At 68.8% G+C, this 15,457-nt stretch carries 13 protein-coding genes; 9 read left to right on the top strand and 4 right to left on the bottom strand.

From position 1 onward, the window contains the following. Positions 1–25 precede the first annotated feature (25 nt). A complete protein-coding gene (locus ACFY8U_RS06990) occupies positions 26–544 on the bottom strand; it encodes an NUDIX hydrolase (RefSeq protein WP_389566707.1) in 519 nt (172 codons plus the stop codon). Positions 545–723: 179 nt separating this feature from the next. On the opposite strand from ACFY8U_RS06990, the gene ACFY8U_RS06985 reads away from it, so the two are divergent. Further along, positions 724–1,686 (top strand): trypsin-like peptidase domain-containing protein, encoded by a 963-nt coding sequence (locus ACFY8U_RS06985; protein WP_389566704.1) that lies wholly within the window; start codon positions 724–726, stop codon positions 1,684–1,686. Further along, on the top strand, positions 1,683–2,579 hold the full coding sequence (locus ACFY8U_RS06980; RefSeq protein ID WP_389566703.1) for a hypothetical protein: 897 nt from the start codon (positions 1,683–1,685) through the stop codon (positions 2,577–2,579). Before ACFY8U_RS06985 ends, ACFY8U_RS06980 begins: the two co-directional genes overlap by 4 nt. A 197-nt stretch (positions 2,580–2,776) precedes the next feature. Here the strand turns inward: ACFY8U_RS06980 and ACFY8U_RS06975 are convergent, their stop codons facing one another. Next, on the bottom strand, positions 2,777–3,199 hold the full coding sequence (locus ACFY8U_RS06975) for a DUF6924 domain-containing protein (protein WP_389566700.1): 423 nt from the start codon (positions 3,197–3,199) through the stop codon (positions 2,777–2,779). Between the two features lie 178 nt (positions 3,200–3,377). Between ACFY8U_RS06975 and ACFY8U_RS06970 the strand changes: the two genes are divergently transcribed. From ACFY8U_RS06970 to ACFY8U_RS06955, 4 genes are all read left to right on the top strand, one after another. Beyond that, positions 3,378–4,064, top strand: coding sequence for a hypothetical protein (locus tag ACFY8U_RS06970; protein WP_389566697.1), 687 nt, complete (start codon positions 3,378–3,380; stop codon positions 4,062–4,064). An 83-nt stretch (positions 4,065–4,147) separates the two neighbouring features. Beyond that, positions 4,148–4,822: a response regulator transcription factor gene (locus ACFY8U_RS06965; protein ID WP_389566694.1), complete on the top strand. Its 675-nt coding sequence runs from the start codon at positions 4,148–4,150 to the stop codon at positions 4,820–4,822. Next, on the top strand, positions 4,819–6,318 hold the full coding sequence (locus ACFY8U_RS06960) for a sensor histidine kinase (protein WP_389566691.1): 1,500 nt from the start codon (positions 4,819–4,821) through the stop codon (positions 6,316–6,318). The genes ACFY8U_RS06965 and ACFY8U_RS06960 overlap by 4 nt, the downstream gene beginning before the upstream one ends. 132 nt (positions 6,319–6,450) lie before the next feature. Further along, positions 6,451–6,654, top strand: coding sequence for a hypothetical protein (locus tag ACFY8U_RS06955; protein ID WP_389566688.1), 204 nt, complete (start codon positions 6,451–6,453; stop codon positions 6,652–6,654). Between the two features lie 53 nt (positions 6,655–6,707). On the opposite strand, the gene ACFY8U_RS06950 is transcribed toward ACFY8U_RS06955, so the two are convergent. Together ACFY8U_RS06950 and ACFY8U_RS06945 are read right to left on the bottom strand one after the other, a co-directional pair. Then, positions 6,708–8,489 carry a heparinase II/III family protein gene (locus ACFY8U_RS06950; protein WP_389566686.1) on the bottom strand — a complete coding sequence of 594 codons (1,782 nt, stop codon included), beginning with the start codon at positions 8,487–8,489 and terminating at the stop codon, positions 6,708–6,710. 207 nt (positions 8,490–8,696) lie between these two features. Then, the gene (locus tag ACFY8U_RS06945) at positions 8,697–11,078 is read right to left on the bottom strand and encodes a polysaccharide lyase 8 family protein (protein ID WP_389568242.1); all 2,382 of its coding nucleotides are present in this window, start codon (positions 11,076–11,078) and stop codon (positions 8,697–8,699) included. 710 nt (positions 11,079–11,788) lie between these two features. Here ACFY8U_RS06945 and ACFY8U_RS06940 point away from each other — a divergent pair. The 3 genes from ACFY8U_RS06940 (at position 11,789) to ACFY8U_RS06930 (ending at position 15,436) form a co-directional block, all read left to right on the top strand. After that, positions 11,789–12,772, top strand: coding sequence for an ABC transporter permease (locus ACFY8U_RS06940; RefSeq protein ID WP_389566683.1), 984 nt, complete (start codon positions 11,789–11,791; stop codon positions 12,770–12,772). Continuing rightward, positions 12,769–13,704, top strand: a complete 936-nt coding sequence (locus ACFY8U_RS06935; RefSeq protein ID WP_389566680.1) for a carbohydrate ABC transporter permease — start codon at positions 12,769–12,771, stop codon at positions 13,702–13,704. The genes ACFY8U_RS06940 and ACFY8U_RS06935 overlap by 4 nt, the downstream gene beginning before the upstream one ends. Positions 13,705–13,774: 70 nt before the next feature. Continuing rightward, complete coding sequence (locus ACFY8U_RS06930) at positions 13,775–15,436, top strand: extracellular solute-binding protein (RefSeq protein ID WP_389566677.1); 1,662 nt, start codon at positions 13,775–13,777, stop codon at positions 15,434–15,436. Positions 15,437–15,457 lie beyond the last annotated feature (21 nt).

Below are 15,457 nucleotides of genomic sequence, written 5' to 3'. Positions count from 1 at the left end.
CCTGCGCGTGTTTCCCGCTTCAGGGTCAGACCCAGGTGTAGTTTGCGTCGGTGACGGCGTCCAGGGCTGCGTTGGCCACGGCGGCGCGCGGGTCGGCGAGGGTGGCGAGGGCCGGGCCGATGGGCGGGAAGATCGGCAGCTCGGCCGTCCTTCGATAGTCGATCCACTCGATCACGCCGACCTCGTGGCTGCCGTCGGGCAGCTCGTCCAGCTCCTGTTCGGCGAGCGTCGCACGGACCTCGGGGCTGATGTGCAAGCGGTAGATCACATGGAGCTTGCGCGGGGACGGGGTGGGGCCGGGCCGGGTGACTCGCTGGTCGACGACCCACAGCAGCTCCCCACCCTCGGCCAGCGCGGTGTCCAGGCCGAGTTCCTCGGCGAGTTCACGGGCGAGGGCGGCGTCGAGGTCTTCGCCGTCCTCGACGTTGCCGCCGGGCGGGGTGTAGTGGGTGGAGTCGGCACGGTCGCGGCGGATGAGGGCGACGTCGTCGCCGCAGAACACCAGCGCCCCAGTCCGGATCTTGATCCGGGAGAACGGATTCATCCGACCAGCCTAGGGGTCGCGTCACCGACACCTCCTGCGGCTGACGAACCGATACACCCGCTCACAGGTCAGGCCGCCTGACCGGCCCCGCCAAGCTTCACCTGTTTGCCCGTGCGCGCCTCCGTGGGTGACGACGTCCCTGCTGCAACCTGGGCCTATTCGTGCCCTGAGGGGGAGACATGCCCGACGAGACCGACAGTGCCGCGGCGCGGTGGGCGGCCGACGCCGATCAGATCTCGAAGTCGTACGCGGCCATCGCCGCCGACGACCCTACTCTCGCCAACGACAAGAGCGACGTCGAGCGCAGACGTAAGCGTCTCAAGGCGCACGACCCCCGCAACGAGGCGCGCATCGGGGCGGATGACACTCTGTGGGTGTCATTCCTCAGCCGCGGCCTCGCCGTCTCGCGGGCGGTCGGGCGTGTGGTGCACAAGGAGCCCGGTCAGCCGGCTGTCCCCTACGGGTCCGGAGTGCTGGTCTCGCCCCGCCTGTTCATGACGAATCACCATGTCACGCCCAACGAGTTCCCCCCGTCGCAAGGCGCGGCGGAGTTCGACTACGAGCACAGCGACGACGGCACGGACAAGCCGTTCACAAGCGTCCCCTTCGACCGTCGGACGTTCTGGTTCACCGACGAAGAACTGGACTTCTCCCTTGTCGCCCTCAAGGACGTCGACGGTGTGCCGCCCGGCGAAAGACAGGGCTGGGTACGCCTCATCGGCCAAAAGGGCAAGGTCCTCAACGGCGAGGCGGTGAACGTCGTCCACCATCCCGACGGCGAGCGCAAGCGCGTGAGCATCCGTGAGAACCGCGTGGTGTCCCGGAAGGACGTCCAGTGGCTGCGCTACACGAGCGACACCCGTAAGGGCTCCTCGGGATCACCGGTGTTCAACGACCAATGGGAAATGGTCGCCCTGCACTGCCGGGGATTCGCGGCCATGAAGGGCGACAAATTCCTCACCCGTACCGGCGAGATCTGGACGCGGGACATGGGCGAGGAAGCCATCCACTACCTGGCCAACGAGGGTTTGAGAGTCAGCCGCATCGTCAAGCGCCTCAAAGAGGCGAGAGCCGATCTCGACCCCGACCTGCGTGCCCTCCTCGACGAGGCGCTCAAGAAGGACGACGGAGGCAACTCGTGACGCCGACCCTGCTGTTCGTGCACGGCCGCCGCCAGCACGGCCAAACTCCCGACAAACTGCAACGCAAGTGGTCGGCAGGACTGGCCGCCGGCCTCGTCCTGGACGGGCGGCCGCCCGCCGACCACATCCCGGTCGCCTTCCCGTTCTACGGCAACCTCTTGAAGCAGCTCGAGGACGAACTTGCCGTGAGCGACACGGACATCGACCTCGAAAGCCTACGCCGCGACCGGACCGACGGCGCCGACCCGTTCCACCCGGAACTCGGTACCAAGGTCGGCCGAGTCGAGCGGGAGCTCTTGCAGGACCTGGCGTCCGCGAGGAGCGACGAAGGCGCCACCCTCGTCCAGCGGGAGACGCAGGGCGAAGGCCTCCAGGACCTGCTCTCGTGGCGCGGCGCCCGCCGGGTCCTGCGCTGGTTCGCCGACAGCACCAGCGTGGACACAGAGATCATCGAACTGTTCCTGCGCGACGTCGCCGTCTACCTGACACACGGCCGCGCCCCGGTGCTGAAAGAGGTGCGCAAGTCCGTCCCGGAGACAGGACCGGTGGTCCTCGTATCGCACAGCCTCGGCTCCGTCGTCGCGCGAGACCTCCTCGCCGACGACGGCCTTCGTGCCCGGACGACGCTCTGGGTCACCGCGGGCTCGCCGCTGGGCCTGGACGCCGTCGTCAAAAACCTCCCGGCCGACGAGCGAAAGCATCCGGGCATCCCCTGGCTGACCACCTTCGACGTCAACGACGTCGTCGCCACGGGCCATCCCCTGACACCCCGCTGGGGACAGCCGCTCACGGAGATCGAGGTCGACAACAAGGAAGAGCCCCATGCCATCCAGCGCTACCTGGCCCACCCCCAGGTAGCCGGCGGCATCGCCGACGCGCTGGGACTGACCTGACACTCCCGGCAACTCCCGCCGAGACCAGCCCCAGTACCGAACATGAACGCCCCGCCCGTCGGCCCCAACGAGCCGGCGTGGCAGGGCGTTTCTGCGTTGTGAGGCAGCCCCGGCTACTTCTGAGCTCGTCCAGACCATGCGCCCGGTCAGTTACTGCCCCGCCAACCGACAGCTGCACGCACCGCAACGAGAAGGCGTCAGCCCCCGTCAAAGCCTCGGAAGGTCCCTGATCCATCAGCGGCGTCCGCGAACTCCGCAAAGTCCATGTTGGCGATGCTGAGGTTGGCCGAGATGTCACGAAACCACCGAGCGGGGACCCTGAACGTCCGCCCAGGCTCGTCCGCGAGGTCCACGGCCAGGAGCGGGTGACCCGGATCCTTCATCGTGGCTGCGTCCGCCAGAAACATGTAGACGATCTGCTCGTCTTCGTCCGCAGCAGCCTCTTCAGCCAGCAAGGCGTCGACCCCCACGCCGGCAAAGCGAAGCTCGCTGACATACGTGGCGTGGGAGTACTCGCCAGCCGAGTTGAGCGCGGCTCGAACCGCGTCCCAAGCCCCCTCGTCACCGAAGTCGGTACGCAGGACCAGCGAGGTCAGATCATCGGGCTGAGGCAGAGGCATCTCGTGATCCTCTCACCTGGCGCTGACACCGACCGCTCAGACCAGGCACCGCACCCACCCGCACGCGATCTAAGGAGTTCCTTAGGTTTCTCTTGAGTTCCGCTGAGCTCGGAGTGGTCTGCTCGCTGGTGGGCGTCGGCAGCAGCCGTGCACCCGCACAGCGAAAGAGAGGACGAGCATGCACATCAACGCCCGTTGGGTGGCCGCCGCGGCGGTGTTCGCCGCGGTGACCGGTTTGACGACCGGCTCGGTGGCCGCCTCCGCGGCCACGTCGAGCACGAGCAGCCCGGCGGCGAGTCAGAAGGACTCGGGGCCCAAGGAGGGCGAGGCAAGAGAGTGCGTCGCATCGAGCGGAATGTTGCCCGAGAAGCTCTCCGAGGAGCAGCGGGCGAAGCTCAAGGAGAGGCTCGGGGCGGCGGACAAGGAGCGGCCCAAGCTGCTCGAAGGCCTGCCTGACGAGCCTGGGCAGCAGGCCAGGAAGCTGCCACCGCAAGGACTGGGCGAGAAGCTCCGCAAGGCTGTCGAGGGCGAGAAGGAGGACCGGGCCCGGCTCAAGGAGAGGATCCGTGAGGGTGGGAAGGTCTGCCACGTCCGCGGCGACGCGAAGGACCCGGACGGCAAGCGGATCAGGATCACCGACGGCGCCGTGGTGAAGGCCCTCGCCGCGCAGCTCAAGGTCAGCGAGGACGACGCACGCAGGGCTCTCAAGGCCCTCGCTGAGCTCGGCGAGCGGCCGGGCGGGCTCGACGAGGACCGAAAGGAGGGGGCGGCCGTGGCCGAGGAGCTGGGCATCACGGCCGAGCAGCTGAAGGCCGCGCTGGAAGCCGTACGCAAGGAACTGGGCGGGCACAGCTCGGACGACTGACCCCTCAGGGCCGGCGCGTGGACGGAGTCCCGCGCCGGCCGTCCTTATCAGGTACTGATCCCGCTGCACGGAGACTGGCGCACATGCGTGTGATGGTGGTGGACGACGACGCGGCGGTGAGGCTGTCGCTGACCCGCGCCCTGACCCGGGACGGGTACGAGGTCTGCGAGGCCGCGGACGGGAACGGGGCTCTGGAGGTGTTCGCGGATGCCCGGCCGGACGCCCTCGTGCTCGACGTCCTGATGCCCGAGCCGAACGGCCTGGAGGTCTGTCGGCGCATCAGATCAGGGGGCGACCGCACCCCGATCCTCATGCTGACCGCGCGCGACCTGGTCGAGGACCGGGTGGCGGGACTGGACGCGGGGGCCGACGACTACCTCGTCAAGCCATTCGCCCTGGACGAGCTGCGGGCCAGGATCCGGGCCCTGCTGCGGCGCAGCGGCGCGGGGCACGAGGAGGTGATCCGTTTCGCCGACCTCGAATTCGACATGTCCGCGTGCCGGGTGCGACGCGACCGGAGAGTCCTGGAGCTGACTCGGACCGAGTACGCGCTGCTGGAGCTGTTCGTACGCAACCCGCGCCGGGTGCTGAGCAGGTCGCTGATCTTCGACGCGGTCTGGGGATACGACTTCGGTCCGTCGTCCAACGCCCTGTGGGTCTACATCAGTTGTCTGCGCACGAAGCTGGAGGCCGGAGGTGAGCCCCGGCTGATCCAGACGGTCCGCGGCCTCGGCTACGTACTGCGGGAGGAGCCGTGACCCTGGGCAACCGGTTGGCCCTGGCGGGTGGTGTCGTGGTCTGCGCGGCGTTGGCGGTCGCGTCGCTGATCCTCTATCCGCTGCTCGGCCGGGACCTGCACGACCAGCGCGACGGGGTCCTGGTCGCCGCGGCGGACAGGGACGCAAGCGCGTTGCTCGACGCGATGGCGCGCAAGATCAAGATGGCTGAGGGTGAGGCAGACGGCACCGGGACCGGCCCGGGGGACGCGCCGTTCACGACCGACGGGGACGAGGTACGCAAGGGTGACGCCGCGAAGCGGGAACCCGCGCCGGTGAAGCGGGACCCCACCCTGAAAGGCGCCCAGGGTGAACGGAAACTGCGGGTCGACGAACTGCTGCCGGGCAAGCCGGTGAAGGTCGGCTCGACACTGATGCAGTTCGTTCCCCGCACCGCCGGACCGGGCCCCACCAGGGGCTTCATCGCCGTCACCGAGCGGGACATGCTGGTCGGCCTGGGTAAGTCCCGGCCGTACTTCCAGGACGCCGAGTACGCGGGGCAGCGGTACCGCGTCTACACGACGTCGCTGGCGCCGGCGAACGGGATCCTGGTGCGAACCGCCGTGCCGAACGCGGAGACCGACGAGACCCTGGGCGAGCTGAAGGCGCTGCTCATCGGGATCACCCTGGGCGGCACCGTGCTCGCCGCAGCAGGGGCGAGGCTCGCGGCCGGGCGCGTGCTGCGCCCCGTACGGCGGCTCACCGACACCGTCGAGCACGTGACGCAGACCCGAGACCTGACTGCCCGGGTCGACGTCGGGGGGCGGGACGAGATCGCCCGTCTCGCGCGGTCCTTCACCGCGATGATGGCCGCCGTCGACGAGTCGGTGCAGGCCCAGCGGCGGCTGGTCGCCGACGCCTCCCACGAACTGCGTACGCCGCTGACGAGCCTGACCACGAACCTCGAACTGCTCGACGAGGCACGGGGGGTGGCCGACCCACAGGCTCCGGCGCTCGTCCGCGAGGCGCGCACCCAGGCCGAAGAGCTGAAGCTGCTCGTCAACGACCTGGTGGACCTGGGCCGCTACGGGCACGCCCCCGCGCACACCGAGGACACCCGGCTCGACCTCCTGGCCGAACATGTCGCCGCCCGCGCCGCGGCCCGCTCGCCCCGCGTCACGTTGCGCACGGAGCTGACCGAGTGCCTCGTGCACGCAGACCCGGACGCCCTGGAGCGGGCCATCGGCAACCTGGTGGACAACGCCGTCAAGTGGAGCCCGGAGGGCGGCGAGATCCTGGTCCGCGTCGAGGCCTGCGGAACCGTGACCGTCACAGACCAGGGCCCGGGCATCCCGGAGGACGACCTCCCGTACGTCTTCGACCGCTTCTACCGCTCCCCGACAGCCCTCTCGCTCCCCGGCTCGGGCCTCGGCCTCGCCATCGTGCGCCAAGTCGCCGACACCCACGACGGCACGGTGGCGGCCGAACCGCTGGAACGGGGCCTACGCATGCGACTCTCCCTCCCGGCCCTTCCCTGAGCTCCGCTCCTTCCCGCCCCGGCTCTGACCTGAGCCGTCGGCGGGGGACAGGCCCTGCGGCCTCGGCGGCGCCTGATCGACGGCATACGGTTCCGGGCCCGGACGGGCGGTCACGGTCCTGATGATCAGCCGGTGAACACACCACACGCCTACCGACGGACCCTGCGCCGCGCCGCGGCCGCTGCCCTCCTCGCTGCCGTCCTGGCCCTCGCCACTGGCTGCGCGGACGAGCCGCCCGCCGGGCACGGGGAACGGCTGGCCGACCTCAGTGCGACAGAACGGTCCGTGGTCCTCGCCGGCGAGGCGCATGTGCGGCCTGGAGCGCGGCAACGGTGACGTCGAGACGGGCTGAGGGGAGGTTTCGGACAGATACTGATGGGCGCCTCCCATCACGGTGTCGTGATGTGTACCGCGAAACGGAACTCCGCGCGGGCCGTGGACGCCCCCGTCGAGCGCAGGCGCAGGCGGTACGCCCTGTCGGGGGCGCCGTCGTGTGTGGTGGTGTCGAGGCGGTCGACGGTAGGTTCCCACGATTCGGTCGCGAAGCGCAGGGTCACGGTGGCCCGGTGTCCGGACCAGACCGCGGATCCGGGCCCGTATGCGGGGGCCAGACGGCTCATGAAGACCTCTTCCACCTCGTCGGCACCGTCGAACGTGTCGGTGAGGGTGAGCGTCGCATCGTCACGCCAGTCAAAGCTGCGGCGGACGCCGGCGGCCGGATAGGCAGGGGACAGATCGAGGGCGAGGTGGCAGCCGTCGGCGTCCGCACGGCGGTGCAGGATGGTGGCCATGACCTGGGGGCCCTCCCGCTGTGGCGCACCGTTCACGACCGGCACGGAGTGCGCCCGGGACGAAGGGTGCAGGAAGTCGGTGTAGCGAGCGGGGCCGAAGTAGCCGTCGCGGTACTCTCCCGCGCCCAGATCGGCCAGCAACTGCTCGCCGCCGGCGTACAGGATGAAATGGCCGAGGTCGTTGTGGTTGTGCGGTTCGGCGTTGTGGCCACCCTTCGCCGCGAAGACCACCTGCACGCCGTTCACCGCTCGGCGGTCCACCAGCCAGCCCAGGTCGGATTGGAACGAGGTGCCGCGAGGCGGGGTGGAGTCGTACACCGTTGGGTCGGTCCAGGCCAGCGTCCGGGACAGGTGCGCCCAGCGGTAACAGGGGTCGGCGTCGAAGGCCGGGGTCGTCGCCAGGGGAGGCGGGGGCGCCGCGCACCGGTCACGTAGGCGGGTGAGAAGGCCCGGTGCGACGGGTGCTGTCTCATCGCTGTCCGAGAAGTTGACGAACCGGCCCACGTCGACGGCCGCGCGGGCGGGGAAAGCGGCTGCCGCCACTGCCTTGGGCACCTCGAGGAACAGATCGATGTCCGTGCGCTCGCGCAGCGCCTCGGCGAAGTAGGTGAAGTAGCCGAAGCCGTACGTCCAGTAGGCCACGCCCTCCGCGCAGCCCCCCTCGGGGCCCAGCCCGTCGAGGTAGGAGCGCAGCGCCGCCAGGGTGCGATGCAGGGCCTCTGCGAGCCGTGCGGGATCGGATTCGAGGGCGAGGGCCGCCATTCCCGCGGCTCCGCCGCACACGGCCGACCAGTTCGTGGTGTACGACTCCCACGGCCACGGTCGGGGATCGGTGAACAAGGGGTCCAGCACCCTGTACCGGACGTCGGCCCTGACCCGGTCCACCACGGGTGGCGGCAGTCGGTCGTCCAGCAGTGTGACGATCTCGGCCAGGGTGTGCGCGGTCTCGCAGGAGAAGAGATCCACACACCTGTCGAGGTCCCGGCCCGAAGCCCGCGCTTGGTGGTCATGGGCAGGCAGGGCCCAGGAGTACTCGTCGCAGACCGACCAGAGCATGTCGGCGAGAGCGTCGACGACGGGCTCGTCGTCGCACGTCACGGCAGCCAGGCCGAACGCCGCCAGACGTCTCCGCCGGGCGAAGTACGGCCGGTCGTAGCGGAGTCGGTCACCGGTTTCCTCGCTCCGGCGGCGCGACGACCAAAGCGGCTGCGGCTGCGGGCCTTCCTTGACAGCACGAGCCGCCTCTCTGCGTACGGCCGCGAGAAGGGCACGGTGGTGAGGTTCCCCGGCACCGGCCCGAAGCGCCGCCGGGGAGAGGGCGGGCAAGGCGGGACGGCCCATCAGCCGCTCGTACAGTTCCCCGACCGGGTGGTCACGCATGGAGATGCCTCCTCAGGATCGCACTCGCGCTGGGGGCCGCGGACCCCGAGATCGTGGGTGTCAGCGTGCCCCTGGATGGTGGCGACGGGCGGGGCGCTGTTGCGCTGCACCAGCCAGTGGGCCGAGGGTCGGCATGCACTGCCCAGGCCCAGGGGGCCTGGCGGCGCCGGTGGGCGATGACCCTCTGTAGGCGCACGGGGTTCGGGTTCAGGCGAGTGTCACGGTGATCTTGTGGGTAGCGCCGTTCCTCGCGCTTGTGTCGATGCGTAGGCGGAGTGTGGAGCCGGTGGCGAGCACCGTGACCGTGGCGTCCTTGGACAGGACGGTGGAGACGGGCCGGTTCCAGGTGATGTCGAGGCTCGTGGAGCCTTGGGTCGGGTTCGCGACGCAGAGGGTGCCGGTGGTGCCGGTCTCACGGGTCAGCACGGAGGCGGGCCCGTCGGCGGTGAGTTTGTCGACGGTGCCCGTTCCGTAGAAGTTGACCGCGGCGTAGCCGAGCGAGGGCACCTTGACGGCCTGGTGGTTTCCGGAGTTGGCGAGGATGGTGAGCCAGCCGCTGTCGGCTGCGCGGGCGGCGGTGGCGGCGGTGTCGGCGCCCGGCATGAGGATGTAGGAGTAGTGGGCGCCGCTCGGGTCGGTGCCGTGGTCGAACCACAGGGTCAGATACCGGCGGGTGATGGCGGTGGTGGAACCGCCGCCGTTGATGTCGCTCCACCTGCCGATGCGCTCCTGGCGCAGGGCCTTGACGGCGGCGCCGCCGGAGAAGACGTAACCGCCCATGCCTCCGAGGGTGGCCCACCTGGCTCCGTTCAACGTTGCGGACCAGCCGGTGGTGGCCGGCTGGGCGGTGCCGTCGACGGTGAGGGCATGGGTTCCGGTGGCGCCGAGGTTGCGGTTCTCCACGATGGATTCGACGCTCGTGCCGTCGGTGCAGGCGATCCCGGCGCCGAGGCAGACGATCGCGTCGTCCAGGAAGAACCACGACTTGCGCCCGGAGAGCGTGGACTGCAGCCCGCGCACGTCCATGCCTGCGACGGCGAAGGTGCCGTCACTGGTGCCGCCCGCCCACGACGACGTGGGCCGGGGTCCCCCGAAGTCACCTCCGGCGCCATCCGCGAGAGCCTTCCTGGAGACGGTGGTGCCGGGCAGCCGGTACGGGTCGACGGTCGGCCAGAACGCGTCGGAGAACTGCCCGAGCGTCGTCGACTTCCACCAGTGGAGCAGGCCGGAGTTGGTGTGCCAGCCCCTCTTGTTCTCCTGGTTGCCGAACTCGTAGAAGGCGGTGCGTGCCGAACACAGGGAAAGGGTGGCGGCCCACGTGGCGCGACGGTGAGTGGCCCGGTCCATCGAGGCGAAGACCCGGTGGCCGGTCGGCTCGGGGACGGCCGTGACCGATGTGTCCTCCCGAACCGCCTTCAGCCGGGACAGGGACGCGGCGTCGAGGGAAGGGTTGCTCTCCAGCGTGAGGAAGTAGTCTCGCTGCAGCCAGCCCTTGACCAGGCCTTTCCAGCGGGCCTGCTCGGCGGCGCTCGCCCCCGCGCCCAGCATGAGGATCGCCGCCATGATGCCGTGGCCGCGTGAGTGGTCGCTGCTCGGGAAACCGGTGGTGCCGGCGGCGGGCAGGCCCCGGCTGATCGCGCGGCCCATGACGTTGTCCATGAAGACACCGTTGTAGATGAAGGGTGCGAAGGAGTCTTCGACGGCGTCGAGCATCAGCTGTTTGTCGGGGACGGTCACGTCCCAGGCGGAATCCTTGAGCAGGGCGAAGATCCAGGCCAGGCCGCTGATCAGTACGGCACCGTAGGAACCGGTGTAGGGGATGCGGGTGTGCTGGATGAACGAGCCGTCGGCGTAGAAACCGTCCCCTGAGGTGACGTACGGGAAGACCGGGAAGAGCCCGTCCCGGGCCTTGACGATCCTGCCGGCATTCTTGCCGAGCACTCCGCGCAGGGCGACGTTCCGGCAGAAGTCGACCCGGTTGGCTCCCGTGCTGTGGCCGGAATAGTTCGCGAACTCCGAGTCGGGGATGAAGTGGTCGACGGCGGCGCAGTAGTCGGATGTCTGTGAGGCCGACAGACGGTCGTACATCAGCACACACGTGTCGAGCATCGACTGCGGGGCACCGATCTCCGCGTGCCACCACCAACTGCTGGACGGCAGGGTGAAGGAAGCGTTGTAGACGTGGTCGTGCACGTGCTCCAGACCGGCGACGATGTCGTCGGCCAGCGCACTGTCCCCGGTCAGCCCGGTGCCAGGCTGGGCCCAGGCGAGGGCCATCGTCCGGAGTCTGTTGTACGTGCCACTGAGCGACTCCGCCGAGGTGTAGAGCAGATCCGGCCACAGCGAAGCGGGAGAAGGCGCCGTCGAGGCGCGCCAACCGGCTGCCTGGACACCCAGCTCCGTGAGGCGTGAGGTGTAGAGCGGATCAGACGGGTCGATGCCGGTGCCGAGGAGGAGGCCGCGCCACCTCAGGCGCAGGCTGTCGTATTCGTCCGCTACGGCGAAGGCGGGGCCGGCCGGGGCGACGGCCCCGGCAACCGCAGCGCCCACGGCGGTGCTCAGGAAACCGCGACGGGACCAGGACGACATCGTCATGGTTGGCTCCTCAAGAAGGGCGGAGGTGATCGGGCAGGGGAAGGTCGATCACGCGCACGGCAGCGGACGGGTCCGGTGTCGGCTTTGCACTCAGATCTCGGGGCCTCGGGGCCGGTTGACGCAACGTTCGGTCCGCGAGCGCAGTCTTGGCGATCGAAGTGATCGAAGTCAATATGGTCTGCACGCTGAATGAAAGAACGATCGAATTGATCGAAACGTAGACGACGAGACATCTGCGTCCGATCGCCCTCACGTCGAGCGTGGTCACCGCTTCGAGCGCGACGCCTGCACCGCACCGTGGAAGGTCACGTGACTGATGGCGAGGGGCCGAACATGCTGGTCGTGCAGGTGTCGGCGTACGGTCGGTTCGGCTGAGGCGGCGGCACGGAGCGGCGGATCGTTCCCAACACCGTGCGAGCATCGATCGATCGTTGTGATCGACAGATCGAATTATCGATCTCCTCTTGACTGTGATCGCTTCGGTGGCCAGTATTCGATGCGTCGCACCGGGCCGGTCATGGACCATCCGGGCGGCGTCGTCGCAAGCCGCCCGGGACAGGCGGATACACGCGTTCCACCGGAGCCGAACACGAGTGTGCCGTGCGCCGCTCGAAGCGCGTCCGAACCCGCCCAGACCTCCCGTAGGGGAGAGGTGTGCGCATCGGCCGACGCGTGGACCCCGGAGGCATGGAGAGGGGAGCTGCATGTCCGTGACGATCAAGGACCGGGAGGCGCGCCGGCAGGCGCCCGCCGGCCCTCCGAAGGGGGCGGCTGCCCCGGCCCGCGGCCGGTTCGCCCGCCTGCGCAGAGACCGCGCCCTTCTCCTGTTCATGGTTCCGGGCGTGCTGTACTTCCTGGTCTTCCACTACGGGGCGATGTTCGGAAACGTCATCGCGTTCAAGGAGTACGTGCCGTTCCTCGGCGTCAACGGCAGCCCCTGGGTGGGCTTCGCGAACTTCCAGGCGCTGTTCAGTGAGGGAGCCTTCTGGGCGGCGGCCCTCAACACCCTGTCGCTGTCGATCCTGCAGATCGTCTTCTTCTTCCCGCTGCCGCTCGCCCTCGCCATGCTGCTCCACAGCGTCAGCCGCGGTGGTGTCCGTAAGTTCGTCCAAAGTGTCGTCTACCTGCCCCACTTCATCTCGTGGGTGATCGTGGTCGCGCTGTTCACCCAAGTCATCGGCGGGGACGGGCTCCTCAACGGGCTGCTCGGGGAGGACGACGGCGACCATCTGATCGACGTCTTCGGCAACCCCACGGCCTTCCAGCCGCTCATGGTCGTCGAGCTGATCTGGAAGGACTGCGGCTGGGGCACGATCATCTTCCTCGCCGCCCTGCACAACGTGGACGAGTCGCTGTACGAGGCAGCCGCCATCGACGGAGCCGGCCCCTGGCGCCGCTTCTGGCACGTGACGCTTCCGGCCATCCGCCCGATCGTCGTCCTGCTGCTGATCCTGCGCCTCGGCGAGATCCTGAACGTCGGCTTCGAACAGATCCTCTTGCAGCGCGACGTCTTCGGACCCGAGACGGCAGAGGTCATCGACACCTTCGTCTACTACCACGCGGTCACGGACGGCATGTGGGGAGTCGCGGCCGCCGCCGCCCTCTTCAAGGGCGTGATCGCCGCCGTCCTCGTCTTCGCCGCGAACAAGATCGCCCACCGCATGGGTGAGCAGGGGGTGTACCGATGAGCCCGGACCTCGACGAGCGGACGGCTGCGCGGCGGACGAGTCGGAGCTCCCAGCGCCCGGCCTGGATGGAGAAACCCCGGCCGGTCACCCGGATCGCCAAGAGCCTGGCCCTGGCGCTGACCGTGGCCATGGTCCTGGTCCCCTTCTGGACGGTGCTCGCCACCAGCTTCGCCCCCGACCGCCAGATCGTGGACAACGGCGGCTGGGCGTTCTGGCCGGACGAGTGGACCCTGAGGGCGTACGGCAAGGTCTTCGCCAACGAGAACACCACCCACGCCATGCTCGTCTCGGCCGGTGTCGCGATCGTCGGCACGGCGCTCAGCCTGGCCTGCACCGTCTTCCTCGCCTATGCACTGGCCCGGCCCGGTGTCGTCGGCGGCAGACCGGTCATGCTGCTCATCCTCTTCACGTTCCTCTTCCCGCCCGGCATCATTCCGAGCTTCCTCGTCGTCCATGAACTCGGACTGCGCAACACCTACTGGGCACTCGTCCTGCCCGTGCTCGTCAACGCGTTCAACCTCGTGGTCGTTCGCGGCTTCTTCCAGGGAATTCCCGAGGAACTGTACGAGGCCGCCCGGCTCGACGGAGCGGGCGAGATCCGCACGCTCTTCCAGATCGTGCTGCCGCTCTCCAAGGCGGTCGTCGCCGTGGTCGGCCTCTTCTACGCCGTCGGCTATTGGAACGACTTCTTCCGGGGCGTGATCTACCTCGACGACAGCTCCATGTGGCCCCTGCAGACGGTGATGCGCGGTTACGTGACCCAGGGGCAGGGTCTGTCCGACTCCCAGGCCGTCGACGAGACCCTCGTCCAGGCGCCCCAGACGATCAAGATGGCCATCGTCATGGTGGCCACCGTGCCGATCCTCTGCGTCTACCCCTTCATCCAGCGCTACTTCGCGAAGGGCGTCCTCACCGGCGCCATCAAGAGCTGAGCCGGCCCCAGCTCCGCACCGCACGCAACGTCCTGCCCCGCATCGGGGCCTTCACCGAGGGACCTTTCACATGAGCACTGGCGTATCGCGCAGAAGAGTTCTTCAGACGATCGGCATCGGCACCGCCCTGGCCGCCACCGGCTTCTCCGTGTCGGCCTGTTCCACGCCCGGCGGCTCCGCCAAGGACGCCGGCAACAGCGGCAAGGACCTGGCACCGTTCCCCGCCTACGTTCCGTTCGCCGGCCCGAAGCCCGACCTCCCCGGCACCGAGCAAGGCGTCCAGCCCGCCTATCTGAGCTATCCGTCGGACCTGACCGAGTCGGTCCAGGAGAAGCCCGGCGACGGCAAGAAGATCACTGCATGGTTCCTGTCCTGGAGTTCCACGCCGGTGCCTCGAGGAAAGAACCAGTTCTGGCGGGCGGTCGAGGCGGCGCTCGGCGTCGAGCTGGAGCTCACGGTCGTGCCCGCGATGGAGTACGAGACCAAGCTGGCCACCCTGATGGCCAGCGGAGAGATGCCCGACATCCTGCAGATCATCGCCGCCCCCAACGAGGCGCAGTTCGTCCTCAACACGTGCGCCGACCTCACCGAGCACCTCTCGGGCGACGCCGTCAGGAAGTACCCGAACCTGGCCAACATACCGCCGTACGCATGGAAGGCCGCCGGCCGTTTCGGCGGCAGGCTCTACGGCGTTCCGGTGGAGCGCCCTCTGATCGGGCAGGGACTGATCGCCAACCGGGAGAAGTTCAAGGAGGCGGGCATCTGGGTGCCCGAGGTCGGCGGCCTCGACGTCGACGCCTTCACCAAGGGATTGAAGCAGCTCAGCGTCAAGGGCAAATACGCTCTGGGAGCCTCGCAGATCGGGGCATTCGGCTTCAACTCCTACATTGCCAATTACGGTTCGCCCAACATCTGGTCGGTGAAGGACGGTGCCTTCGTCAACTACATCGAGACCGACGAGTTCAAGGCCGGTCTGGAGCAGATGGTCAAGTGGCAGAAGGACGGCGTCTTCCGGCGTGACGCTCTGAGCGTGGACGGCGGAGCGTACAGCCTGGAGTTCTTCAACGGCACCACCTACGCGCAGTCCAACGCCTTCGGCGGCTACAAGACGGCGGTGCTCGCCGTCAAGGACGGCTTCACGGTCGACATGGCCCGCCCCTTCAAGCCGGCCAACGGCGCGTCCCCCAAGCACTGGCTGGGCTCCGGGATCTACGGCTACACCGTGCTCAAGAAGGCGCCCAAGGAGCGCATCGAACTGCTGCTACGAGTGATGAACTACCTGGCCGCGCCGTTCGGAACCAAGGAGTACGAACTCGTCAACCACGGAGTGGAGGGCACCCACTTCACCCGAGGAAAGGACGGAGGACCCGTCGTCACCAAGCTTGCCGCGGAGGGCGGTGACGGCCCGGCCAACCTCCCGCTCACCTTCATCGCGGGTCCGCCGCAGGTGCTCTACCTGGCCGACCAGCCAGAGGCGACGAAGCGCTACCACGCCTACCAGCAGGAGATGATTCCGCTCGGCGTCCCGAGCGCGCACTACGGACTGCGCTCCAACCACTGGGCCAACAGCGAGCGCGGCCTGATCAAGCAGCGTGAGGACGCGATCAACGCCGTCGTCACCGGAAAGCGCAGCCTCTCCGAGTGGGAGGCCGTGGTGAAGGACTTCCGGGCGAAGGGGGGCGCGAAGGCGGCCGAGTCCCTCGCGAAGGAGTACGCGGCGGCCGGCGCATGACACCGGCGACGGCCTGATGGC

The sequence above is a fragment of the Streptomyces sp. NPDC012508 genome (assembly GCF_042902595.1).
GTDB lineage: Bacteria > Actinomycetota > Actinomycetes > Streptomycetales > Streptomycetaceae > Streptomyces.
Note: the sequence above shows the minus strand (reverse complement) of the source record. Positions and strands in the feature narration are given on the sequence as shown.

Excerpts from the sequence above, each read along its gene's own strand:
- ACFY8U_RS06965 (WP_389566694.1), top strand. The coding sequence starts at position 4,148 with ATGCGTGTGATGGTGGTGGACGACGACGCGGCGGTGAGGCTGTCGCTG.
- ACFY8U_RS06990 (WP_389566707.1), bottom strand. The coding sequence starts at position 544 with ATGAATCCGTTCTCCCGGATCAAGATCCGGACTGGGGCGCTGGTGTTC.
- ACFY8U_RS06970 (WP_389566697.1), top strand. The coding sequence starts at position 3,378 with ATGCACATCAACGCCCGTTGGGTGGCCGCCGCGGCGGTGTTCGCCGCG.
- ACFY8U_RS06930 (WP_389566677.1), top strand. The coding sequence starts at position 13,775 with ATGAGCACTGGCGTATCGCGCAGAAGAGTTCTTCAGACGATCGGCATC.
- ACFY8U_RS06975 (WP_389566700.1), bottom strand. The coding sequence starts at position 3,199 with ATGCCTCTGCCTCAGCCCGATGATCTGACCTCGCTGGTCCTGCGTACC.
- ACFY8U_RS06985 (WP_389566704.1), top strand. The coding sequence starts at position 724 with ATGCCCGACGAGACCGACAGTGCCGCGGCGCGGTGGGCGGCCGACGCC.
- ACFY8U_RS06950 (WP_389566686.1), bottom strand. The coding sequence starts at position 8,489 with ATGCGTGACCACCCGGTCGGGGAACTGTACGAGCGGCTGATGGGCCGT.
- ACFY8U_RS06945 (WP_389568242.1), bottom strand. The coding sequence starts at position 11,078 with ATGTCGTCCTGGTCCCGTCGCGGTTTCCTGAGCACCGCCGTGGGCGCT.
- ACFY8U_RS06935 (WP_389566680.1), top strand. The coding sequence starts at position 12,769 with ATGAGCCCGGACCTCGACGAGCGGACGGCTGCGCGGCGGACGAGTCGG.
- ACFY8U_RS06940 (WP_389566683.1), top strand. The coding sequence starts at position 11,789 with ATGTCCGTGACGATCAAGGACCGGGAGGCGCGCCGGCAGGCGCCCGCC.